Here is a 23,405-nt window from a genome sequence, read left to right on the forward strand (position 1 = left end):
AGATTTAGTTGTACAGACTACAATTAGAAGGGAACAGCCGTCCTTTTCACTGTTTTTAAGTGTATAGAATACAACTAGCGCTGAATGTTCGCGTCCCCAACGGTCGATTCCCGCACAATCAGCTCCGGATCGATCTTAATATTGGAGCCGCGCTTCATCTCCCCGCTGATCCGGCGCAGCAGCATGTCGGCGGCGGCGACGCCGATCTTATCCGCCGGCTGGCGCATAGTGGTCAGATGCGGGTGGAGCTGGGAGGCGATATAGTGGTCGTCGTAGCCGACTACAGCAACCTCCTCCGGCACCTTTACGCCTGCCTCCATCAGGGCATTGATCACCCCGAGGGCGATATTGTCATCTCCGGCGAATACCGCCCCCGGCAGCTTACCCTCTGCGAGCCAGCGCTGCGCCGTGTCGTAGCCCATGGTGATCTCAAATTCGCCGTGTACGATCTCGAACGGGGCGAGGCCCTGCTCCTGCAGCGCTTGCAGGAAGCCCGCGCGCCGCTCCCGCGTACTGCGGAACATCTCCTGCCCGCAGAGATGGGCGATGGAGGTATACCCCAGCTCCAGCAGGTGGCTGGCTGCGGCATACCCGCCTTTGAAGTTGTCGATGGTAATAGAATAGCTGTCATTCTCCGGCAGCTGGTTGTCGATCAGCACATAGGGAATGCCCCGCCGCTTCAGCTCGACAATATAATTGTCCTCTTTGATCGGGGAGAGCAGGATAAGTCCGTCCACCCGGTCTTCCTGGATCAGGTAGTGGCTCTCGCCGGAGCCAATGCCATCATATACAGAGATCGCCAGATAATATCCGTGCAGGGCCAGCGTCTCATTCAGCTCCTTAACCACAGCATCGAAGAAGGAATCCTGCAGGGTCGTTACGATCAGGCCGATGATGCCGGTCTTGCCGCTGGCCAGACTGCGGGCTGCTGCATTCGGGCGGTAATCCAGCTCCTTGATCGCGTCGAGCACCTTCTGGCGGTTGTTCTCCCGTACAGACGTTGCTCCGTTTAATACCCGCGATACGGTGACCACGGACAGCCCTGATTTTTTGGCTACATCAAAAATACTTACTTTCATTTCAAGCGCTCCTTGCGGCAGATTGTCCGGTGCTTTTAAAATATAGAATTTATATGTTTCACACGATACATTATCCTTCTATTTCTCGCTGAAACGGTACCGTCCTTTAAAAGGACGGCAAAGCCGTTTCCACTTATTCTATCTCCAGTATACAGGCCGCACCGGGGTTTCGCTAAACATATAACCATCGCCGGGCCGCTACCTCTTGATGATCTCCGTAACCTTCTTCTGAATCACCGGCATAACCTCTTCCAGGGTCTTGTGACCCGTCTCGACCGGCTGCAGCTCATTGATGAACATGTCGTTGATCTGCGAGTAGTTGGTGATCAGATGGTTGTAGGATTCATAACCGTATTTGACTGCGCCTTCGTAGACCTTCTTCACATCCTCCGGATCAATGCCGTCAAAATGCTTGTAATACACCTCAGCCGCTTCCGTATTGACTGGCGGATTGCCGCCGCTCAGCTCGATGGACTTCTCCTGGACTTCAGTAGTCATCAGGTATTTGATCCATTCAAAAGCTTCCTTCGGATGCTTCGAGTCCTTCAGAATCAGCAGCGGATCAACGAACAGCGTGCTGCGCACCTTGTCGTTGCCTCCCCAAGGCACGGCGGCTACGCCAATTTTGAACGGGAAGTCGTTAGCCCCCGCGAGGTTCCAGGAGCCGCCGATCGACATGCCGATCTTGCCTGCGACGAACGGGTCGCCGTTCTGTCCGGCTACGCTTTTACTCCACTCGGAAGTCGGGGATACCTTCTCCTTGAACACAAGGTCGAACAGCTTCTGGTAAGCGGCAATCACCTCGGGTGAATCAAAATGCGTCTCGGAAGGAACACCGCCGTTGGTCCAGGTATCTTCAGAGTAAGGCTCGGCCCCGAAGTACAACGGCCGCATATCCCGCTCCGCCCAAGTGAAATCTACACCGTACTGTGTTTTGGCGATATCGTCCGAGACAAGTGTCATCTTCTTGGCATCCTCCACCATGCGGTCAAACGTCCAGCTCTTATCTTCATAATCACTTGGCGGGTAGGAGACGCCCGCAGCATTGAACATATCCTTGTTGTAGAGCATCAGGGTGACGTACATATTGACCGGTATGCCGTAAGTATGACCGTTTACGGTATAGATTTTCATCAGATTCTCTGGGATATGATAATCCTCGGCTTTGAAGCCGTCTTCCTGAATAAGGTCCGTCAGATCAAGCAGCATGTCTTTGTTATAATACTCGGCAAACCCGCCATATCCGTAATGGCTCGTTACATCCGGGGAATTGCCGCCGGCAATCAGTGTCTGCAGCTTGCTGTCGAACTGCTCATAGGGGGCCTTCTCCACCTTGACCTTGATGTTCGGATGCTCCTTCTCGAAATCCGGGATCAGCTTCTCGATAAAAGTCCGGTCCTCCGAGTCAATGGTATAGTGTGATATCGTCACTTGCTCCCCCGAACCGCCGGTATTCCCGGCTCCGCTGTCCCCAGCCGCCACATTGCCTGCTGACTTGCCGCCGCCGCAGCCCGCCAAGACTGCTGATACTGTCAGGGCTGTTGCGAGCAGCAGCGCATACCTCTTGCTCTTCATCATATTTTTCATTGTCCAATCCCTCCTGAATTCAAGTGTTGTATTAACCCGGAATTACTTGATGCCCGTCAGTACGATGCCTTCGACGAACTGCTTCTGGGCGATGGCAAACAGGGTGACGATTGGAACCATAGCCAGGACGGAGGCGACCATCAACAGATGCCACGGCGGAATGCGGAAGCGCGATGAGGTGAGGGAGGCCATCCCCACGGGAAGCGTGAATTTGTCCGACGAGCTTAGATAGAGCACAGGGGTCAAGAGATCATTCCAGCTGTAGATAAAAGCAAAGATCGCAACCGTCGCCAGCGCCGGCGCAGACAGCGGCAGCGCGATGGTCCGCCACATCCTCAGCTCGCCGCAGCCGTCAATGCGTCCGGCATCGAACAGCTCCTCAGGCAGCGTGGAGAAGAATTGCCGCAGCAGGAAGATGTTATACGCCGAGCCGAAGAAGGCAGGCACAATCAGCGGGAGGAAGGTGTCGATCCACTGCATTTTGGAGAACAATACGAACTGCGGAATCATAATGGCCGGATAAGGCAGCATCATCGTGCTCAGCAGCAGGATGAACCAGAAGTTGTTGCCGCGCCCCCGGTACCTGGCGAACCCGTAAGCAACCAGCGCCGAAGAGAGCAGGGTGCCGAATACGGAGAAGCCGGCGATGATCAGGCTGTTCTTGTACAATGTGCCGAACTGGAGAGTCTCAAAAATATCGACATAATTGCGTAAGGCCCAGCTCTCCGGCAGAAACGTCGGCGGGAACTTCAGCATCTCCCGTTTTGACTTCAGCGAGGTGGAGACCATGAAGAACAGCGGCAGCAGCATTAGGAACGTTGTGACTAGCAGCGCGGTGAAGCTGGCAATCTTAACGGGCTTGATTCTCCGGCGGAGCCGGGGGGACGGGTCAAGCGGGCGGGTGGCCTTAACGGTGCTCATCGGCTGCTGCCTCCTTCATAATGGACATAACGGCGCGACAGCCTCATAATGACCGCCGTGAACAGCATGACGACAATCAGCAGGACCCAGGCAAGCGCGGAGGAGTATCCGGCGCGGTATTCCTTGAAGGCACTGGTATACAGATTGTAGACGTAGAACCAGGTAGAGTAATTGGGTCCGCCCTGCGTCATGACGAAGGCTTGCGTGAACACCTGGAAGGAGTCGATCAGACCCATAATCAGTTGGAACAGCAGGACGGGCGAGATCATCGGCAGCGTAATATTCAGGAAAATGCGGAAGCGCCCTGCCCCGTCCAGATTGGCGGCTTCGATCAGACTGGCCGGGACTCCTTGCAGACCGGCGAGGAAGAGGATCATGCCTGAGCCTGCTGTCCAGAAGGACATGATGATTAGGGCATACAGCGCCGTATCGGGATTCATCAGCCAGGCCGGGCCGTGAATGCCGAACCAGGAGAGCATATAATTGAAGAGGCCGATCTGCGGATTGAAAATCCAGTACCAGAGGAGTGACATGGCCACACCGGAGACCATACTCGGAAAATACATCGCTGTCCGGAAGAAGCCGCGCCAGGGAAGGGTCTGATGCAGCAGCAGGGCGAATCCCAGACCAAGCAGGAGCTGTACCGGGACACTGATGAAGGTGTACCTTAGGGTGACTTTCACGGAACGCCAGAATAGCTCATTGTGGAACATCTCCGTGTAGTTGGCGAGGCCGATGAATCTGGGCGGATGAATGATGTCATAGTCGGTGAAGCTGTAGAACAGCGAAGACAAGATCGGGTACAGGGCGAAGATCAGGAAGCCGACCAGCCATGGAGAGATGAACAGATACATGTAGAACGTCTGCCGCCGGCTCTCACTCTTAATCACGGACACACCAGCCTTTCATTGTTAAAAGTATAAGCGCTTTAACTTTAATGATAAATAAAAATGTAATTTGCCAATACATTTGTAGTGGACAAGATTAAAGTTAAACCGCTTTAACTTTAATGCCATTCGTTGAACTAATCATAGTGGATGATCACCAAATAATCAACCCTTTATTTTGGAGATAAAGCGCTATCAGTCAGAAAATATAACAAACAAATCGATAATTTTGCTGAAAATGATGAAGATACCGGTATAAACTAGATTTTCGTGTAATGTAACCTGACTTACGTGGCGTGATTTCATGAAAAGCTCACCTGCGGGCGACCGATTGCTTGCCGGTTTTCGCCTACAAAGGGCCCTGCTGCCTTCGAGCTGCCCGATATAATCGGTTTTCCGATTACAATCGGCCCGGTAACCATCGCGCCGTCGAATGTAATCGGTTTTTCGATTATATTTGGTCTGAGCGCCTTTGCACTGCCGAATGTGATCGGTTTTTCGATTACATTTGGTCTGAGCGCCTTCGCACTGCCGAATGTGATCGGTTTTTCGATTATATTTGCTCTGAGCGCCTTTGCACTGCCGAATGTGATCGGTTTTTCGATTATATTTGCTCTGAGCGCCTTTGCACTGCCGAAAGTGTTCGGTTTTTCGATTACATTAGGTCCGAGCGCCTTCGCACTGCCGAATGTGTTCGGTTTTTCGCCTACAATGGGCCCGGTCGCCACCGCGCCGCCAAATGTGTTACTTTTTCGAATAAATTATACTTCCCTAAGCAGAAAAAATCCGTCCGGCATGCCGGACGGTCCTTGCACCCAAATCAGCCGGGGCAGCTTAATTCAGTTCCATTGGTGATCGCCGGACAGATACTTCTCGGTCAGTACGGACAGCAGCTCGATCCCGACTTGATTCTGTCCGCCTTCCGGGATGATCAGGTCCGCGTATTTCTTGGAGGGCTCGATGAAGGCCTCGTGCATCGGCTTCACCGTGGTCAGGTATTGCGTATGGATCGAACGGATGGTCCGCCCGCGTTCCTCGATATCCCGCAGCACCCGGCGCAGGATACGCACATCGGGATCGGTGTCCACGAACACCTTGATGTTGAGCTGCTCGCGCAGCTTCTCATCGGACAGCACATGCAGTCCTTCCAATATGACGATATTATTCGGGGCGAGCTCCACAGTCTTCTCGGTTGAACGGGCATGAACCGTGAAGTCATACACGGGAGCGAAGGCGGCTTGTCCCGCTTTGAGACAATCCAGATGCTCGATCAGCAGTTCCGTGTCAAAGGCCAGCGGGTGGTCATAGTTAATGGCACCGCGTTCAGCCATGCTGAGGTAAGAATGGTCTTTATAGTAGTTATCCTGGGATATGAATGTTACTTTGTCAGAGCCAAGACGGTCAATCACGGAGCGCGCTACCGTTGTCTTGCCGGAGCCGGTCCCGCCGGCGATACCAATAATAAGCATGGTGAATTTATAAACCTCCCTAAGCAATTGCCTTTGCAATTCCAATATTGTAGCACAGCGGTCAACTTATTTCACCTTGCTGGAGAGGAATATCATGTGAACATTCTAATAATTCGGTTATTTTGTAGAGGAATGATATAATTTCAAGGATTCATGCAGATCGGGTGCTACGAAGAAGGGGGCTAGGATAATAAAATGAACGAGGAGAATGCTTTAATGGAGGCGTTCGGCAGGACGCAGGTGCAGCTTGCAGGCCATGGCGGACGGGACGCAGCCGTACTCAAGAAGGCACTGGATAGTGTAGAGGACGGCCTCGCTGCGGACATGTACGGAACAGGGACGGTGATTGAGGAGTTCCAGGCAGAGATGGCGGAGGCGCTCGGCAAAGAATGCAGCGTGTTCTTCCCCAGCGGCACGATGGCCCAGCAGATTGCCCTGCGGATCTGGAGTGACCGGGAGGGCAGCCCAAAGGTCGCTTATCATCCGCTATGCCACCTGGAGATTCATGAGCAGGACGGCCTAAAGGAGCTGCATCATCTGGAGCCGCTGCTGCTGGGCAGTGCAGACCGTCTGATTACCCTGGAGGATGTGAAGGGGATGGGACCGGGGGTTGCCTGTCTCCTGCTGGAGCTGCCGCAGCGGGAGATCGGCGGACAGCTGCCGGAATATGCCGAACTGGAAGCGATATCGGGGTATTGCCGGGAGCAGGGAATTAAGCTCCATCTGGACGGGGCGCGGCTGTTCGAGGTGCTGCCTTACTACGGCAAGACGGCGGCCGAGGTCTGCGCGCTGTTCGATAGCGTGTATGTCTCCCTGTACAAGGGCATCGGCGGGATTGCCGGAGCTATCTTAGCGGGAAGCCGGGAGTTCACGGAGGAGTCGAAGATCTGGAAGCGCCGCCACGGGGGCGACCTGATCAGTCTCTATCCCTATATTGTCCCGGCCCGGTATTATTACCGGCAGAGAATCGGCAGGATGTCAGAATACTATGAGCAGGCCAAGGAGCTGGCAGACTTATTCAACAGCTGCGATAAGGTATCCACGCTGCCGGAGGTTCCGGTCTCGAATATGTTCCACATCCACTTTGCGCTGCCTCTGGAGCAGCTTGCCCCTGTATTGATTGGGATCTATAACGAGACCGGCATTGGCCTGACACCACGGCTCAAGCCAACCGGCGAGGCTTCCTGCTATTATGAGATCAATATCGGCGATCATTATGGCGAAGCGGACCAGACGGCCCTTAGAAGCATGTTCCGGCTGCTGGATGAGCGGCTGAAGCAGCTCTGATCAGCAAGCTTGCCAACTTAAGCGAAGAAGCCTCTGCGGATCTTACCCGCAGAGGCTTCTTCGCTTAGGCACAGCATGGAGCAGCGCCTAAGCGCGGCATGCCAATCAGCCCCGCCTCACCTAGAGTCCTAGGCCTGACTCCGCAGAGCCATTTTTCTAACCGGTCCGGCGACCATCTGCTTCTCAGCCCCGTTCAGTCCGAACAGCCACATGGTAAGCACATAGATGAGGGAGTACAGGATGACATACATGCCCAGATACACGTAAGAAGTGATGCTCACGAAACTAAGCAGGAACCCGCACACCCCGGACAGCAGCACTACCGGAATGAAGACGCGGATGATCTGCAGCCAGAAGTGAAGGATATCGAACTTCAATTTATATTTGTAGTACACATTATTCAGGCATACATTGATGATCATCCCGATAGCCGTAGCAATGGCGCAGCCTGTAATCCCCCAAATCCGGATGAACCAGAAGGTTAAGGCCACCTTCAGAATAGCAACAGAGAAATAGATGAAGGCCTTCACCCTATGCATATTCATCGCTTCCAGCATGGTGGCGAACAGCGATTGCACAATCGACGTAATCTGGGGAATGATGATGATCAGCGCAACCGTGTACGCATATTTGTAATCCTGGCCGAGCCAGATCAGAATGAAGCTCTGTCCGAATAACACGAAGCCCGAAACGATGTAGCCTACGATCAACGCCTGGATTCTGCCTATTTTGACCAGCTCCAGCATTAGGGCCGCCTGATCTGCCCCCTTGACGATCATCTTGGTGAGCTTCGGCAGATAGAAGCTGGCCAGCACATTGGAGAAGTTGAGAATATACGTGTTGAGCTGGGCGGCGATGGCGAAGATGGCGATGGGCGTAGCCCCGAGGAACATCCCGATGATCAGCGGATCAGCATTCGTATAGATCTGGAAGGCAATCGAGGATAATAAGATATACGACGAATAGCTGAAGATTTCCTTGAACAGCTTGGTGTCGAAGCCGTGGAACCGGACCCTCAGATTCAGCTTGGTGCGGCAAAAGACCACGTTAATCACACCGATCGCCAGGTTCAGCACAAGCGCAACAGTAACCATTCCTGTCGATCTGAAATCGAACAGCAGGACCAGCACCATCATGGCCGGAGACAGGACCACGCGGATCAGATTGATGATTTTGAGATAGACGAACCGCTCATAGGCCGTAATGATCGAGCTGAAGATATTCAGCGGGAACGAGACAGCCACATTGATGGCGGCAATGATAAATATCGTCTTCAGAATGCCCAGCTCAGCTTCATCGAGGCTGCTGAAGATCGCATCGAAATTAAACACCAGAATCACACTGGCAAGTAAGGAGAGGAGTCCGATGGCTGAGAACAGCAGCAGGAACATTCCGTTGATATTGCGCTGGCCTGCGGAGTCATTCTCAGAGATGTATTTCGCATTGAAGCGGATGACCGCGCTGCCGAAGCCCAGATCCAGCAGGACGATATAGGCGATGATAGAGTTCACCAGCGCGAATAATCCATATTCGGATTTCCCCAGGGTCGACACAATGAAGGGCGTCGAGCCCAGGGAGATAATAACGCCTAGGAATACCGAAGCATAGGTTATGATTGCAGCAAGTTTTATATTTGTTTTCAAGGGTGGGATCGCTTCCTCGCTACAGAGAGTGTCTTGTGCTTATCTTAAGCGGTAACGATAGACGAAGCAGGTTCTCTAGCGCTGCTGCTTGCCATGGATTCAATGATCTGGCTGTAATGCTGGACCGAGAATTCATTATTGTACCGGGGGCGCTGGATCGTCTTCAGTTCTTCCAGCAATGCCGGGATTTGCTTCACATCGTTCGTGAATTTCACATAGCCCAGATGCTTGATCCATTCGTAGCTGCCTACGACCTTATAATTGTAGTTCCCCAGTGCAATACAAGGTGTGGACGTAATCGCCGCAAAAATCATCCCGTGCAGCCGGTCCGTAATCACAACCTCGGCCTCCTTGAACTGATTCCATAAGGTGTTCAGCTCGTGATCCCGGTCTTCCAGGGAGACAGGGCGGAGAATGCAGGTATCCGTGAAGGTGGTGGTGCTGTAATGCTTGGAGGTGTACTCCTGGATGACCTTTTTATCCTGCTCGCTGAAAATGCTCTCCTTATCGGCTCTAATGCACAGAAGGGCACCGTGGCGCTCCTTGGGAGGATCAGTGATATCCAGGGACATGACAATGTCCGGCGTTAACAGCACTGCGTTGTTTCTGAAACCTGCTTTCATAATTTCGTACGACGTTTTCTCTCTGGCGACCAGAGTGAGGTCCTTATGGGAACCGTAGAGGTCCTGTGTTTTCTTGAACTCCGCGCGGCCCAGCTCGGTATCACCGAAGTAGATGGTCTGCGGGAAGACGATGATTTTATTATTTGGGAATTCGGAGATAATCTTGCGGCGCACCTCTTCCTCGCGGAAATACTCGATTCCGAAGTTGCCCCCGCCCTGAAGCACGAAGATATCCTCCGGCGAACAGAATTCCTCCAGGCACTTCATGTTATGCATCAGCCGGTTGGCGACAATCTCAATCAGGGTATAGTCGGGAAAAGCTTTTCGCAAAAAATTCATCTGCGCATAAGTGATGGCGTGATCGCCCAGATTGTCATGCTCGGGGGAGCCGACGACGTAAATGGCTTTCGTCTTGTCTTTATATGCATTCCGGTAGCTCAGATAGCCCTTATAATATTGATAGACGGGAATATTGCTTACATAATTGCGGAAAGACAGCGGCAGGATTTTCTCAAGGGCTTGGCTCATATCATATTACTTCCCTTCAAACGGAGTTTGGAATAATACAGCATTTTGTATACCGTGGAGCTGGTCAGAATAAGCAGGGCTGCGGTCTTCATCTCCCGGCGGATAATACGGTTGCGCAGGATCGCGGAGGTATGCTTGCTCAGGAACCCGCCCAGCTCGGCCAGATATTCCTTGTTCACTGCAGTCTCGCCGGTAATCAGCTGGAAGTTGCACAGCTCAATGCCCTCGGTTACGGTCCGGGATAACGAGATTTCTTTGGCGATCGGATAGTTTTTATCCTGAATGGTCTCGTAGATCTCCAGCGCCGCACAGAAGCGGTCGTAATATTTCCGGTTGTTCATCGCTCCGGTGATGCTGTCGCTTCGCTTCAGATACAGGTATTTGGGGGAGTCCAGCGAGACGGTCTTGTTCGCCTGGAGGAATAATTTATAGGTGGTAAAAATGTCCTCGAAATATCGGCCGACCGGATATCTCACCTGGCTGAACAGCTCGGCCTTATACAGCTTATCCCAGGCAAGGTTCTGGATCTCGGTATCCTCCAGCAGCTTGTCAAAGGCATGCGCATTATCGTATACACGCACCTGGTGCGTGAAGGACTTTTCCAGCTTGACATCATCCTGTACCTCGCAATGACCGCATACAGCGATATCTGCATTGTGGGCGGTGATGAGTCCGTGCAGGGCTTCATACATGTCTGGTTCTATCCAGTCATCGCTGTCAACGAACCCGATATACCGGCCCTTTGCCACATCAATACCATAGTTCCGGGCATCGGACAATCCGCCGTTCTGCTTATGAATAACTACGACACGGGGGTCCAGCTCCTTGTAATACTCGCATATCTCGCCGCACTTATCGGGTGATCCGTCATTGACCAGAATCAATTCAAAGCTGCGGAAGGTCTGCGCCAATATCGAATCCACACACTTCCTCAGGTACAATTCCACGTTGTAGATAGGCACAATAATACTTATCTCTGGCTTCACTCGAGCAGTCACTTCCTTTCCCGGTTCTGATTCGGGTCTACGCGTCACTTGATTTGTGAATATCTTACTATCCGGGTCAAAAGGTTGTATATACTACTAAAGTGTACTTATCGCTTGAGGAGGGGGGTGAACTGCCTGACGAGAAGCCGCTGTTCCACAGCAAAAAGACCGCAGCACCACGGGGTGACTGCGGCCTTCGCCTGTTGAAATTTAGTTAAACGTAATCGCCAGCGCGCTGGTAAACTGGCCGCCCGGCGGCAGGGAGATGACATTCTGCTTCTCCCGGATATCGCCGGTGAAGCCGGAGGTATCGGCCACACCATGCCAAGGCTCGATACACACGAACGGTGCATTCTTCGGCTGCCAGATGCCGAGATCGGGGAAGCCCGTGAAGGCGACCGTTACGCTCCGGTCAGACTGTCTGCTTTTCAGGGCAACCGATTTGGACTGGATATTGCGGAAGACGAGGGCGTCATGCGCGAACATCTCGTGGTTCAGCGGCAGCTTGTTGTCCCCGCCGAGCATGGCCTCGCTCTGACCCGGAGTGATCAAGCCATTCTCATTCAGGAACAGGCGCTCCAGGCGCTCCGGCTGTTCGAATTCAAGGAAATAGTCGGTGAAGCTTCCTTCTCCGCCAATCGGGCAGTTGAACGCCGGATGGGTGCCGAGCTGGAAGAACATCTCCTCTTCTCCAGGATTCTCCACCCGGTAGCCGATCTCAAGCGTGCTGCCGTTCAGAGTATAGGTAAGATACAGATGGAACTGATACGGGTAGCTGGCCAGCGTGTCCGCGCTGTGGGAGAGGAGGAAGACGGCGTGCGTATCGCTGGACTCCACCAGCGTGAATTCGCTGCGTCTGGCGAAGCCGTGCCGGGCCAGCGGATACGCCTGCCCGTCTACCCGGACCGCTTCGCCTGCGGCTCCTCCGATCATCGGGAACAGCACCGGGGAACGGCCTGTCCAATAGGCGGCGTCTCCGTTCCACATATATTCAGTGTCTGTATCCGTTCTTTTGAAGCTGACCAGCTCAGCACCGAGTGAACTGATCTCGGCCACGGCCAGGCCGCTGCGTAAAATAGTGTTCATACTTTTACCCCTCTCGCCCTGCAATATGTAATCCTGATGTCTCATATTCTAACAGACTTCCCCGCAGGTGCCAGCAAATAACGGAAATTCTCCAGCCTATAATTTTTACAGTATGTACAATGACAAACATGTGGAATTCGTTAACATATAAGGATAGCAATCATTCCATATCAGCGGAAACGGGGGAATAAGCCGATGCAGGTTAAGCAACTATTGGTGAACGGTGAGCGGCTGAAGAATACCATGGAGGCCTTTGCCGATTTTGGGCGGACAGACCATAACGGAGTTACCCGGCTGTCGCTGTCGGAGCAGGATGTGCGGGTGCGCGGCTATTTCACCGCCTGCTGCGAAGAGCTGGGCATGAGCGTGAAGGTGGATGATATGGGCAATATGTATGCCACTCTGGCTGGCTGTGAAGATGGGCCGCCCATCGTGATCGGCTCACATCTGGATACTGTGAAGAAGGGCGGCAGATTCGACGGTGTGCTGGGGGTGATTGCCGGCCTTGAGGTGGTGAGAACCCTGGTGGATCACGGGATTAAACCCCGCTTGCCCGTCACAGTGATGAACTTCACCAACGAGGAAGGTGCGCGCTTCGAGCCGTCCATGATGGCCTCGGGCGTCTTATCCGGCAAGTTTGATAAGGCGGACATGCTGGGGAAGAGGGACCCGGAGGGAATTAGCTTCGGCGAGGCGCTGGAGGCCAGCGGGTATGCCGGGGAGGCGGAGAATCGGATCAGGGAAGCGGCGGCCTATCTGGAGCTGCATATTGAGCAAGGCCCCGTGCTGGAGAAGGAGAACGTTAAGATCGGTCTGGTTGACTGTGTTGTGGGCATGGTCTGCTATGAGATTGAAGTGACCGGGGAATCGGATCATGCCGGGACTACGCCGATGGATATGCGCCGGGATGCGCTGTTTGCCGCTACAGATATTATTACGGAGCTGCGCCGCAAGCTGGCCGTGCTGGACCCTGAGCTGGTCTATACGATGGGGCGGATGAACGTGCTGCCGAATATCCACACCGTTATTCCGAACAAGGTGATCTTCACCGTGGAAGCGAGACATAAGGACATGGATGTGGTCCGTGAAGTTGAGGCGATTATTCACAGTCTGCCGGAGGAGCTGCTGGAATGCAGCGTATCGAAGACGAAGCTGTGGGGCCGCGACACGGTGTGGTTCGATCCGGGGATCTGTGAGCTGGTGGAGCAGGCTGCGCAGAAGCTTGGTTACAGCAGCCGGAAGCTGGCGAGCGGCGCGGGGCATGATGCCCAGTTCGTGGCCGGGTTCCTGCCGTCGGCGATGATTTTCGTCCCAAGTGTGAACGGGAAAAGCCATTGCGAGGAAGAGCTCACCTCCTACGAGGATTGTGAAATGGGCGTGAATGTGGTGCTGGAGACGGTGCTGTCGGTGCTGTCCCGTGCCTGAGCGGCGGGTTGGTTAAGGTAGGCTGGGTAGGAGAATTGTATAGGATTGCCCCAAAAGACACTTAACCGGTGTCTTTTTTTCGTATCGGTGAAAGGGCACGGACGGAATCGGAATGTACGCGAAAAACCGAACACATTGGGCAGACGGGCCGGAGACTCGCCGGATGATTACACGATCTGGGGCGATTATTATTATCTGGAGGCACTGATGCGGCTGGAACGGGGAATTCCGGGGTATTGGTATGAGCGGCCTGTGCTATAGATCCCAGCTATGTGGGATGGAGGTTTCCGGGTGCGGCCGGGATAATGGAGCCATGAGCCGGAGCCGGTCATGGCTCCTGCTCCTGACTGGAGGGGATAGAATGAACAACAATATAGCTAATGGGGGCAACCCATGGGAGCAGGCAGACGGGGATCAGTATGTACAGAACATCAGCCGCAAAATCCCCGGGTACGCCCTGCAATATGACTTGATGGATACGCTGCTGACAGCGCGGCTGGGCAAGAAGGAAAAGCCGGAGCTGCTAGTCGTGGGAGCAGGCGGAGGCCAGGAGATTCTGAAGCTGGGCCTGAGCCACCCGGACTGGAGGTTCAGCGGCCTGGACACCTCGCAGAGTATGCTCCAGGCTGCCAAGCAGCGGCTGGAGGCTGCGGGTCAACCGGGTCTGCTGGATAGAGTGCGGCTGCATCGTACGGAAATTAGTGACTGGAGCTGTGCTAGAGCGTACGATGCCGCAACCTGTATGCTGGTGCTTCATTTCGTGCAGGGGAGGGAGAGTAAGCTGGCGCTCCTTCGCAGCATTGCCGCGCGGCTTCAGCCGGGTGCGCCGCTCTGCCTGTCCGCCATCTGCGGGGTGCCGGGTACTCCTGCATGGGAGCTTCAGATGGCAGGCTGGCGGCTGCATATGCTGGGGAACGGGATCGCAGAGGAACAGTGGCAGACCTTCGAGCAATCGTTCGGCGTAATCTCTCATCCGCTCCATGCTGAAGAGATAGAGGAGTTGCTGAAGGAGGCCGGGTTCACTGCCGTATCCCGATTCTTCGGTGCTTATCTGATTGACGGCTGGGTGGCAGTGAAGGCGGAGGAACAATAGCAACTGCACATTGTACAACGGAATGCTGTAGAAGAGGCTTCGAAATAGATTCTATTGTATTCCGTACAATCGAATATTGAAAAAAGGCCTTTTTTCAGCCAAATCACAACATTCCAATGTATGAAATACAATAGAATCTCATTTTACGGCCAGCAATACGTTTTCTATTGCAGGAAATACAATCAGCTACTTGAATTAAAGAGTTGAAGCCAGCAACGGGCGCAGGTTCAGCCTAATATCAGCTCGATGTTCATACTCAGACTTTCATCAGAGATAAGTGTATTCTGTGCAACTAAAAACAGTGCGCCCGAAGGTATTCTTCGTCTAACTGTATTCTGTACAACTATATTTGCCCGGATGGGCGAAAATCCAGATATAGAGGTATTTTAATTGTACGAAATACATCTAAACAGAGATTTGGCGGCACATCCCGCATTTTAGTTGTACAGACTGCACTTAAGCCTACCCTCGCACCTTAATCAGGCACGATCAGGCATGGCAACCCTAGCAAGCGATGAGTTAAAAGTAATTTTCACATGTTTTAAGCTGATGCGGCACTACTGCCTAGTTCCCCGCCCCGTCACCCCTTCACCGCCGAGCTAGCCACTCCTTCAATGATGTATTTCTGGCCGAGCAGGAAGACGAGAATCATCGGGATGATACCGGCCGTTGCGGCGGCCATCATGCCGTTGTAGTCGACATTGTTCTCCAGGATGAAATTCTGCAGCCCGAGCGGAACGGTGAACAGATCCTGGTCGATTAGGAAGACGAGCGCGTTCTCATAATCATTCCAGTGCCAGGAGAAATCGATAATCGCCAGTGTCGCCAGCGAAGGCTTGGCCATCGGCAGGATGATCCGCGAGAAGATACGGAAATGGCCGGCACCGTCGATGAAGGCGGCCTCCGAGATTTCGTAGGGCACGGAGAGGAAGAACTGCCGCATCATGAATACGCCGAAGATGGTGAACATGCCGGGCAGAATCAGCGCCCAGTGGGTGTTATAGATGCCGGCCCAGTCGAACATGATGAACTTGGGCACGAACAGCACCTGCGGAGGAACCATCATCATCGACAGATAGACCAGGAACATAGTGTTGCGTCCCTTGAATTCAATCCGGGCAAAGCCGTAAGCCGCCAAGGCGGACAGGGAGACGGCGCCGATGGTGCTCAGCACAGCGACTTTAAGGGAATTCAGATAATAAGGCACGAAGCTGCCCTGGCCGGACCAGACCTTGATATGATGACTCCAGTTGAAGTAGTCCGGAATCCACTGGATCGGATAGCGGAATACCTCTGATGGTGTTTTGAAGGAGGTGCTGATCATCCAGAGGAAGGGTACAATCATGACGATGCTGAAGAACAGCATGATTAATGTGGCGATGATTTTGGTAACGGCGGCTTTATTCATATTCTCAGCTCCTTAGTAGTGAACCCAGCGTTTCTGGCCCAGCCATTGAACCACGGTGAAGATCAGAATGATCAGGAACAGGGCCCAGGAGACCGCTGACGCATAGCCCATCTCGTAATAGCGGAAGGCATTCTGATAGATGAACAGGGACAATACGGTAGTGCTGTTCCCCGGTCCGCCCTGCGTAATCGCCTGGATGATGCCGAACTGCTTGATCGACATGATCAGCCCGGTAATCAGCAGCAGAAAAGTAGTGGGACTCACCAGCGGCCACAGAATGCTGCGGACCGTCTGCCAGGTGCGGGCACCGTCGATGGTGGCTGCCTCCAGCAGCTCGCCGGACACCTCCTGCAAGGCGGCGAGGTAGATGATCATGTTATAGCCGAGCATGAACCAGATCCAGATGATATCAATCGCATACATGGACGTATCCATCGTGGACAGCCAGCCGGGAGGGTTCTCGATGCCCATAGAGCGGAGAATGCCGTTAATCGGCCCGTTATTCGGGTGGAACAGCAGCATCCAGACGAAGGCTACGGCTACGCCGCTGGTAATGTAGGGCATGAAGTACAAGGCACGCAGCAGCTTTTTGAGATACACGGAACGGTTCAGAATGACAGCCACCAGGAACGCCAGCCCAATGGATACAGGAACAGAGAGCAGGAACAGCAACGTGTTCTTAATGGCAATATAGAAGACCTCATCCCCCAGCATCCGCCGGATATTGGCCAGCCCGATGAACTTGGTATGGGGACTCATAAACTTGTAGTCTGTAAACATGAGATAGAACGAATACATAGCCGGTATGATAAAAAACAGTATCACGCCAATCATATTGGGCCCGATAAACAGATAGCCCAGCAGCTGCTGACGTCGCATCCAGGTTGCCTTCACAATAGCCCCACTCCTTTAGGTCTTAATAAGTACATTACAAGCATAGCAAGCGTTCCCTTGAGGGTTAAGGAACAAAACCAACCACTTCATGGCACAGAAATATACAATTACGCAGGCGGCGGCAGGCGCTTCGGTCTTAGATATGTTCTATCCATGTTCCGGCCAGCAAGAATAGCGGCATTCCCGGAAGGAATGCCGCTGGAGCAATACTATGATCGTTATCTGAAAAGCAGGCTATAAGCTTAAGCGATCCGGCTTCTCCCGCTGCTGATGCCGGTATTGGCTGGGCGTCTGCGCGGTCAGGCGCTTGAAAATCTTGATGAAGTAGTTGTCGCTCACGAAGCCGACCCGGTTACCGATCTCATAGACCGGCAGGTCGGAATCGGTCAGTAGCCGGATCGCCTGGTCTACCCGTACACGGTGCAGATAGTGGATCAGGGTGTGGCCGGTTTTCTTTTTGAACAAGGTGCTGACATAATTCTCGGCCATCATGACATACTGGGACATCGACTTCACCGTAATATCCTCAGCGTAGTGTTCGTGCAGGTAGTGAAGAATCTTCTGGATCTCCGGGTGGCTAGTAATCTCCTCATGGGCCGGCGGGGGCGGGGGCGACTCCTTAGGCATATCCGGCTCTGCCTTGCGGTTCTTCTCCAGCTCCCCGCTGATCTTGCGCAGTGTGTCCCGGAGTGAATTCACGCTCATCGACAGCTTCAGAATATAATTGGATGCCCCGTATTCCATGGCCTGCCGCACATTCTCGAAATCATTCATGCAGGTCAGCATGACGAAGCGGGAATCAAATCCTTCCTCACGGGTTCTGCGCAGCAGCTCGACTCCATCCATCTCCGGCATGACGATATCCGAAATCACCAGATCGGGCGTATCCCCGCGGATCATCTCTAGCGCCTCTGCCCCGTTGCCCGCCTCTCCGCTGACCGTGAAGCCAAGCTCCTCCCAGGCGATAATCTCGCGCACACTTTCCCGTACGAATACCTCATCCTCCACAAGCAGTACCTTCCACATGTGTAATCCCTCCCGTAGTTATGCGCCTCAAGCCGGATGTTCGTTGCCGTAAGGTGTGGACATTAGCAGCGGCAGCGTCAAGCGGACCGTAACGCCTTCGCTGGTTGAGAGCACCTCAAGCTGTCCCTCTTCCCGGAACAACAGCCGCAGCCGCTCCTGAATGTTACTCAGTCCGATGCCCGGACGCTTGCGCGGAGCCTTGGGGCCGCCGCCCTGCTCCATGCCTACGCCGTTGTCCCGGATCTCTACGACCAGCCGGTTCTCTTCGCGGTGGACGTTCAGCTCAATAAGGCCGTGGCCGGGCAGTCTGCTGATTCCGTGAATGATGGCGTTCTCCACCAGCGGCTGAAGGCTGAGCTTCGGCACCAGAGCATACAGAATGTCCTCGTCATACTTGAACGTACAGTCGAATTTGTGCGCGTACCGGACCTGCTGAATATGGACATAGGCCTCAACCAGCTCGATTTCATCTTTTAGATGGATCAGATCCTTATCGGTGTTCAGACTAGCCTCCAGCAGCTTGCCGAGCGACAGAGTCATGTTCGTAATATCCTCGTTATGCTCACGGATGGCGATCCATTTGATCGTATTCAGCGTGTTGAGCAGGAAGTGGGGATTCGTCTGGGCCAGCAGCATCTGAAAATGCACGGCCTCCTTCTGGCGCTCCTCCGCCTTCAGCTTCTGGATCAGCAGGTGGGTGTCGTCAAGCATCGTATTGAAGGTTCGGGTCAGCTCCAGAATCTCCCCGCTGAATTTGTGCTCCGGCAGGCGGATCTTCAGGTTTTTCTGCACCGCCGCCTTCATCTTGTTCTGCAGATGGGACAAGGGCCGCGTAATCGTCGTAGCAATCACGAAGGTCATCATCAGGAAGATGCTCGTCAGCACCAGGAACGTAATGAAGTACTGCTGCTTCAGCCCCTCGATCTCCACGAACAATACAGACAGCGGAATCCGGTTAACGATATACCAATCCAGTGACTCCACATAGATATAGTTAATCAAGGCGTTCGAGTCTTTATCTATAAAATACTGCTGTCCCGGCTGCCCGGCAAAGCCCGCTTTCACCTTCTCAGATAACTGGCTGCCCGGAACCGACTGGGAGATGTCCTCGCCCGAGCGGGTAATCAGGAAATACTGCTGCTCCAGATCGGACTGCTTGTGGATGGAGCGCAGCCAGTACGTGTAGTCAATGCTGATCCGGGCCATGCCGTATGGCTGGTTCCAGGCATCCTCCAGATACGCATATAAGGACAGCAGATAGGCGCTGGTAGAGACATCGCGCAGCACGTAGTTAGTATCATTGGGCACCCAGTGATAAGAGCTGTTGTTCATCTGCCCCCGGTCGAACCCGGGATTTGCCCGCAGATCCGAATAGACCAGAGAATCCTTGGGCGGATAAGAGGTGTATGCGCTTTCAGATAAGTCCAGAATCATGAAGTAGACCGAAGGATTGTACAGGAAGAAGCTGTTGTTCAGATTCTTGAAAATATTCTCCATCAGCCGTTTATTCTCCAGCTCATTACGCTGTCCGGGATGGAGCAGCACGGACTTCACGGTATCATCCTGCTTCAGGAACAGCAGCGTCTTGAAGGCAATGCTGATCTGGTCCTCCAGCGTGCGGTACATCTGCTCCAGCTGATAGTGGCTTTGCTGGCTGATTTTCTTCTGGACCAGCGTCTCAATGCGCTGATAGTTATAGATATTCAGCGCGCCGAACGGCAGCAGAATCAGACACACAAAGGCGGTGAACAGGCGGTATTTCAACTTCTGGGGAATCAGCACACGCAGCAGCTGTGACACAGGGAAGCACCTCCAAGCCTGACTGAACCTGCCCGCTTAGGGACGGTTGCTATGCTAGATTATAGCATACTCCCTCCGCCGGATTGGCGATATTTCAAATTGCATGGTTTTGTTCCAGCGGACAGGGGAGGATGGCGGAAATGCATAGTTTTGTTCTATCCGGGCTGCTTGACAGCGGGACAAGAAAGACGGAGCGGATGGTTATCCGCTCCGCCTTGTCAAGGGAGCTTGTGGAGTATGGAGGGGTATAAGATGTCAGTTTAAACGTATGATGTTGTACTTCAGCGCAAGCAGAAGAAACACGCCAGCCAGGAGAATGACCCCCGCCGAGACTAATCCGCCTATAATGATTGTCCTGTCAAAGGGTTTGAAGCTTTTGAGCATTTCATCACTCCTTTGTAAAGATAGTCCCTCCTCCTTAATTATATACTTTCCGCCAGTGTGGGCGGTAATGAGGGATCCTGGACTCCTGGACGCATGTGCCTCCTATGTCTGTGGACCGACGGACTCAGAGGCTCTTATTCGGCCAAAAAGTCAACTTTATGCTGGCAGGCGGACTCAGAGGCCTTTATATCACTCTTGGTAACTGGAAATGCAGGAGGAAATGGCAGTTAAGCGCATCTGAGTCCGCGTAGCCTCCAGAATAGCCGAATTTGCCCAAATAAGCGCTTCCCAGTCCGCAAGAACACGGCTGGAGCTTGCCGCGTTCATTCAAGGCTTAGCCTGTTCCTGATAGGGTAAGACAAAAAAAAGAGAGGCGCCATGATTCCCATGGCAAGCCTCCTGTATGATGCACGATACTTCTCTATTTCTTCGCTATCTCCGCTGTCTCCACCCAAGCCGCTACTTCTTCTGCTTCAAATACTCATTATGCCGGGCTGCCATGGCCTGCACAGTCTGATCGAGCGACTGCGAGCCGAGGAAATACTTCTCGTACTCCTGTGAGCGCAGGTCCATTACCTCTTGCGGCAGGCTGCGGACATAGGTTGGCGTCTTATTGTCGAACATGACGTACATCAGGGAGTCCAGATCGTAGGAGTCACTTTTGTCGCCGATGAGGCTCTTGAGCGCATCCTCCTGCTTGGCATCCTTGGAGGCCGGGAGTCTGCCGCCTGCTGCCATCGGGGACATACCGCCATCGGAATACCACTTCAGGAACTCCCAGGCCGCTTCCTGCTTCTTGGACTTGGCGTTAATGGAGATGTAATCGCCGAGGCCCCCGCGGGTCACGTAATCACTGGCGGATTCAGCAAGCCGGGGTACCGGAGCGAAAGCGATTTTGAAATCACGCGGGAAGTCGGTGAAGTTATTCGAGCTGCGCAGCAGCCACGCCCCGATATTGAGCATCGGCACCTCTCCGCTGAGGAAGACCTGCTCCACCGGCATTTTGGAAGTCAATTGCTCGCCGAGCGGCGGCGTGGTCTTATCGTCCTGCATCATCCCGTTCAGCGTCTCCAGCCATTGTCTGACCAGCGCGTGATCGAGATTGGAGGTGCCGTCCGGCTTAGTGTAGCCCTCCTGGGACAGCACGGAGTCGATGGGGTCCACGAAGGGCTCCATATTTTGAATAAAACCGTACGAATTGCCGCTCTTCAGCTTCTTCGCATACTCGCGCAGCTCATTCCAGGTCCATTCCTTCGGAACCGGCAGGCCTGCCTTATCGAGGGCGTCTTTGTTCAGGGCGATGAAGAACGGGCTCTTGGTTGTCGGAACGCCGTAGAACCTGCCGTCAATCTTCCAGCTCGCAGTGTCCGCGCCCATCTTCTCTTCAATGTTGTAATCGGTGAAGCCGCTGAGGTCCAGGGCCAGTCCCGATTCCACCCGCTTGGCGGCATGGGAGATTGTATAGTTCACGAACAAATCCACATCCTGGCCGGTAATCATCGCCGTATCCAGCTTCAGATTGCCGTCGTCGTCATTGACATAGCGTACATATTCCACCTGAATATCGGGGTGCTCCTTGTTCCAGTTGTCCACCACCTGCTGCGGACCGGATTCCGGGGGGACACCGCCCCACATTTTGAGCGTTACCGGTGTATTCTTACCTGTGGCAGAGCTTCCATTGTCCGCTGAAGATGAATTGCTGCTGTTCCCGCAGCCTGCGGCCAGACCCATGATTAGAACGAGCGAAGTGATTCCGGCAATAACACGGCTCTTGTTCAAAAGCGACAACCTCCCTGTGTGTACTGTATAAGCTTGCAATTCAAGAATAGCAGATGGCCGGAAGCGTCAGAAGGAACAAAAAACAGGAGAATATGGAACATAACTTTATAATATCTCCCCGGATTAGGGCTAGGGCGGCAATAGTGCAGGGAAACGTTCTATTCCAGGAGCAGCTGGTGCGGCGTTTCAAGTCCATTGTGTAAAAACACAATCATGTCAGATCATGTTTTTCTTTTTACCCAAAATGCAGCTCCGGCCTGTATGTTATGATTCTTCACATAAGAGAACCCTAACTGACAGGAGCGATGAAAGATGATTATTGGCGTACCGAAAGAAATCAAAAACAACGAAAACCGGGTAGCGATCACTCCGGCGGGTGTTGTCAGCCTGACCGCAGAGGGCCACAAGGTGCTGGTGGAAGCAGGAGCGGGTGTAGGCAGCGGATTCCAGAATGAAGAGTATGCCGCAGCCGGTGCTGAATTGGTGGCAGAAGCCGCCGCAGTGTGGGCCGCCGCTGAAATGGTAATGAAGGTAAAAGAGCCGCTGGCCAGCGAATACGGTTACTTCCGTCCGGGCCTGATTCTCTTCACATATCTGCATCTGGCTCCAGAGCCGGCGCTTGCTGCTGCCCTCAAAGACAAAGGCGTATTCGCTATCGGCTATGAGACCGTAGTGGATGGACGTACCTTGCCGCTGCTCACACCCATGAGCGAGGTAGCCGGACGGATGGCTGTACAACTGGGCGCACAATTCCTGCAAAAGAACTACGGCGGACAGGGCATCCTGCTCTCCGGTGTTCCCGGCGTAAGCCGCGGCAAGGTCAGCATCATCGGTGGAGGTGTCGTCGGCACCAACGCAGCTAAGATGGCCATTGGCCTTGGCGCTGAGGTAACTATTATCGACCTGAGCGCAGACCGGCTCCGCCAGCTTGACGATATTTTCGGCGCACAGATCAGCACCCTGATCTCCAATCCGTACAACATCGCCAAGGCTGTTGCTGAAGCAGATCTGCTGGTAGGGGCTGTGCTGATTCCGGGCGCGAAGGCGCCTAAGCTGGTAACGGAAGCGATGGTGCAGACGATGAAGCCAGGTTCCGTCATTGTCGATGTGGCGATTGACCAGGGCGGGATTGTGGAGACGATTGACCGGGTGACCACGCATGATAACCCTGTCTTTGAGAAGCATGGGGTTCTGCACTATTCCGTAGCCAATATGCCGGGCGCAGTCGCCAAAACCTCGACCATCGCTCTAACCAACGTCACCGTTCCGTACGCCCTGCAAATTGCCAACAAAGGCGTATTCCAGGCCATCGAAGACAATGCCGGTCTGAAGAGCGGCGTCAACGTAGCCAACGGCAAAATCACCTGCCAGGCCGTAGCCGAGGCGCTTGGAGAAGAGTACTTCACGGTTGAAGCTGCTGTAGAGCAGGAGTTCACGCTGATCTGATGTGTGGTGGGGGAGTAAACAGAAGAATGTGTGTCAGAGTCCGGTGAGCAATCA

20 protein-coding genes are annotated in these 23,405 nt (G+C 53.6%); 5 read left to right on the forward strand and 15 right to left on the reverse strand.

All coding sequences use genetic code 11. The features are described 5' to 3' along the window. Positions 1-74 precede the first annotated feature (74 nt). From MKY12_RS33250 to udk, 6 genes are all read right to left on the reverse strand, one after another. Positions 75-1,079 carry a LacI family DNA-binding transcriptional regulator gene (locus MKY12_RS33250; RefSeq protein WP_339252911.1) on the reverse strand — a complete coding sequence of 335 codons (1,005 nt, stop codon included), beginning with the start codon at positions 1,077-1,079 and terminating at the stop codon, positions 75-77. Positions 1,080-1,277: 198 nt separating this feature from the next. Next, positions 1,278-2,666 (reverse strand): sugar ABC transporter substrate-binding protein, encoded by a 1,389-nt coding sequence (locus tag MKY12_RS33255; RefSeq protein ID WP_339312304.1) that lies wholly within the window; start codon positions 2,664-2,666, stop codon positions 1,278-1,280. A 42-nt stretch (positions 2,667-2,708) separates the two neighbouring features. Then, positions 2,709-3,587, reverse strand: coding sequence for a carbohydrate ABC transporter permease (locus MKY12_RS33260; RefSeq protein WP_036726374.1), 879 nt, complete (start codon positions 3,585-3,587; stop codon positions 2,709-2,711). Then, positions 3,584-4,477: a sugar ABC transporter permease gene (locus MKY12_RS33265; RefSeq protein ID WP_339312306.1), complete on the reverse strand. Its 894-nt coding sequence runs from the start codon at positions 4,475-4,477 to the stop codon at positions 3,584-3,586. Before MKY12_RS33265 ends, MKY12_RS33260 begins: the two co-directional genes overlap by 4 nt. A gap of 299 nt (positions 4,478-4,776) precedes the next feature. After that, complete coding sequence (locus MKY12_RS33270; protein WP_339312308.1) at positions 4,777-5,202, reverse strand: hypothetical protein; 426 nt, start codon at positions 5,200-5,202, stop codon at positions 4,777-4,779. Between the two features lie 111 nt (positions 5,203-5,313). Next, positions 5,314-5,943, reverse strand: coding sequence for a uridine kinase (udk, locus tag MKY12_RS33275; RefSeq protein ID WP_036726376.1), 630 nt, complete (start codon positions 5,941-5,943; stop codon positions 5,314-5,316). A 195-nt stretch (positions 5,944-6,138) separates the two neighbouring features. Between udk and MKY12_RS33280 the strand changes: the two genes are divergently transcribed. Next, positions 6,139-7,230, forward strand: a complete 1,092-nt coding sequence (locus tag MKY12_RS33280; RefSeq protein WP_339312310.1) for a beta-eliminating lyase-related protein — start codon at positions 6,139-6,141, stop codon at positions 7,228-7,230. A 128-nt stretch (positions 7,231-7,358) separates the two neighbouring features. Here MKY12_RS33280 and MKY12_RS33285 read toward each other — a convergent pair whose 3' ends face one another. From MKY12_RS33285 to MKY12_RS33300, 4 genes are all read right to left on the reverse strand, one after another. Further along, a complete protein-coding gene (locus tag MKY12_RS33285; RefSeq protein WP_339312312.1) occupies positions 7,359-8,873 on the reverse strand; it encodes an oligosaccharide flippase family protein in 1,515 nt (504 codons plus the stop codon). Between the two features lie 44 nt (positions 8,874-8,917). Further along, a complete protein-coding gene (locus MKY12_RS33290; protein WP_339252922.1) occupies positions 8,918-10,024 on the reverse strand; it encodes a polysaccharide pyruvyl transferase family protein in 1,107 nt (368 codons plus the stop codon). Then, on the reverse strand, positions 10,021-11,058 hold the full coding sequence (locus MKY12_RS33295; protein ID WP_339312314.1) for a glycosyltransferase: 1,038 nt from the start codon (positions 11,056-11,058) through the stop codon (positions 10,021-10,023). Before MKY12_RS33295 ends, MKY12_RS33290 begins: the two co-directional genes overlap by 4 nt. A gap of 162 nt (positions 11,059-11,220) precedes the next feature. Further along, the gene (locus MKY12_RS33300) at positions 11,221-12,096 is read right to left on the reverse strand and encodes an aldose 1-epimerase family protein (RefSeq protein ID WP_339312316.1); all 876 of its coding nucleotides are present in this window, start codon (positions 12,094-12,096) and stop codon (positions 11,221-11,223) included. 195 nt (positions 12,097-12,291) lie between these two features. Here MKY12_RS33300 and MKY12_RS33305 point away from each other — a divergent pair, with 195 nt between their 5' ends. The 3 genes from MKY12_RS33305 to MKY12_RS33315 all read left to right on the forward strand — a co-directional run bounded on the left by MKY12_RS33305 (position 12,292) and on the right by MKY12_RS33315 (position 14,614). Next, positions 12,292-13,521 (forward strand): Zn-dependent hydrolase, encoded by a 1,230-nt coding sequence (locus MKY12_RS33305; RefSeq protein ID WP_339312318.1) that lies wholly within the window; start codon positions 12,292-12,294, stop codon positions 13,519-13,521. 135 nt (positions 13,522-13,656) lie between these two features. Next, on the forward strand, positions 13,657-13,782 hold the full coding sequence (locus tag MKY12_RS33310; RefSeq protein ID WP_339312320.1) for a hypothetical protein: 126 nt from the start codon (positions 13,657-13,659) through the stop codon (positions 13,780-13,782). Between the two features lie 100 nt (positions 13,783-13,882). Then, complete coding sequence (locus MKY12_RS33315) at positions 13,883-14,614, forward strand: methyltransferase (RefSeq protein ID WP_339312322.1); 732 nt, start codon at positions 13,883-13,885, stop codon at positions 14,612-14,614. Positions 14,615-15,194: 580 nt separating this feature from the next. On the opposite strand, the gene MKY12_RS33320 is transcribed toward MKY12_RS33315, so the two are convergent. From MKY12_RS33320 to MKY12_RS33340, 5 genes are all read right to left on the reverse strand, one after another. Next, entirely contained in the window at positions 15,195-16,022 is an 828-nt protein-coding gene (locus MKY12_RS33320) for a carbohydrate ABC transporter permease (protein WP_339312324.1), read from the reverse strand. A 12-nt stretch (positions 16,023-16,034) separates the two neighbouring features. Then, on the reverse strand, positions 16,035-16,916 hold the full coding sequence (locus tag MKY12_RS33325) for a sugar ABC transporter permease (protein ID WP_036726391.1): 882 nt from the start codon (positions 16,914-16,916) through the stop codon (positions 16,035-16,037). A 234-nt stretch (positions 16,917-17,150) separates the two neighbouring features. After that, positions 17,151-17,942, reverse strand: coding sequence for a response regulator (locus MKY12_RS33330; RefSeq protein ID WP_339312326.1), 792 nt, complete (start codon positions 17,940-17,942; stop codon positions 17,151-17,153). 27 nt (positions 17,943-17,969) lie between these two features. Further along, entirely contained in the window at positions 17,970-19,742 is a 1,773-nt protein-coding gene (locus tag MKY12_RS33335) for a histidine kinase (RefSeq protein ID WP_339312328.1), read from the reverse strand. Between the two features lie 843 nt (positions 19,743-20,585). Further along, positions 20,586-21,905 carry an extracellular solute-binding protein gene (locus MKY12_RS33340; RefSeq protein ID WP_339312330.1) on the reverse strand — a complete coding sequence of 440 codons (1,320 nt, stop codon included), beginning with the start codon at positions 21,903-21,905 and terminating at the stop codon, positions 20,586-20,588. 312 nt (positions 21,906-22,217) lie between these two features. On the opposite strand from MKY12_RS33340, the gene ald reads away from it, so the two are divergent. After that, positions 22,218-23,351, forward strand: coding sequence for an alanine dehydrogenase (gene ald / locus MKY12_RS33345; protein ID WP_339312332.1), 1,134 nt, complete (start codon positions 22,218-22,220; stop codon positions 23,349-23,351). Positions 23,352-23,405 lie beyond the last annotated feature (54 nt).

The organism is Paenibacillus sp. FSL M7-0896 (assembly GCF_037975415.1).
Lineage (GTDB): Bacteria > Bacillota > Bacilli > Paenibacillales > Paenibacillaceae > Paenibacillus_AQ > Paenibacillus_AQ silagei.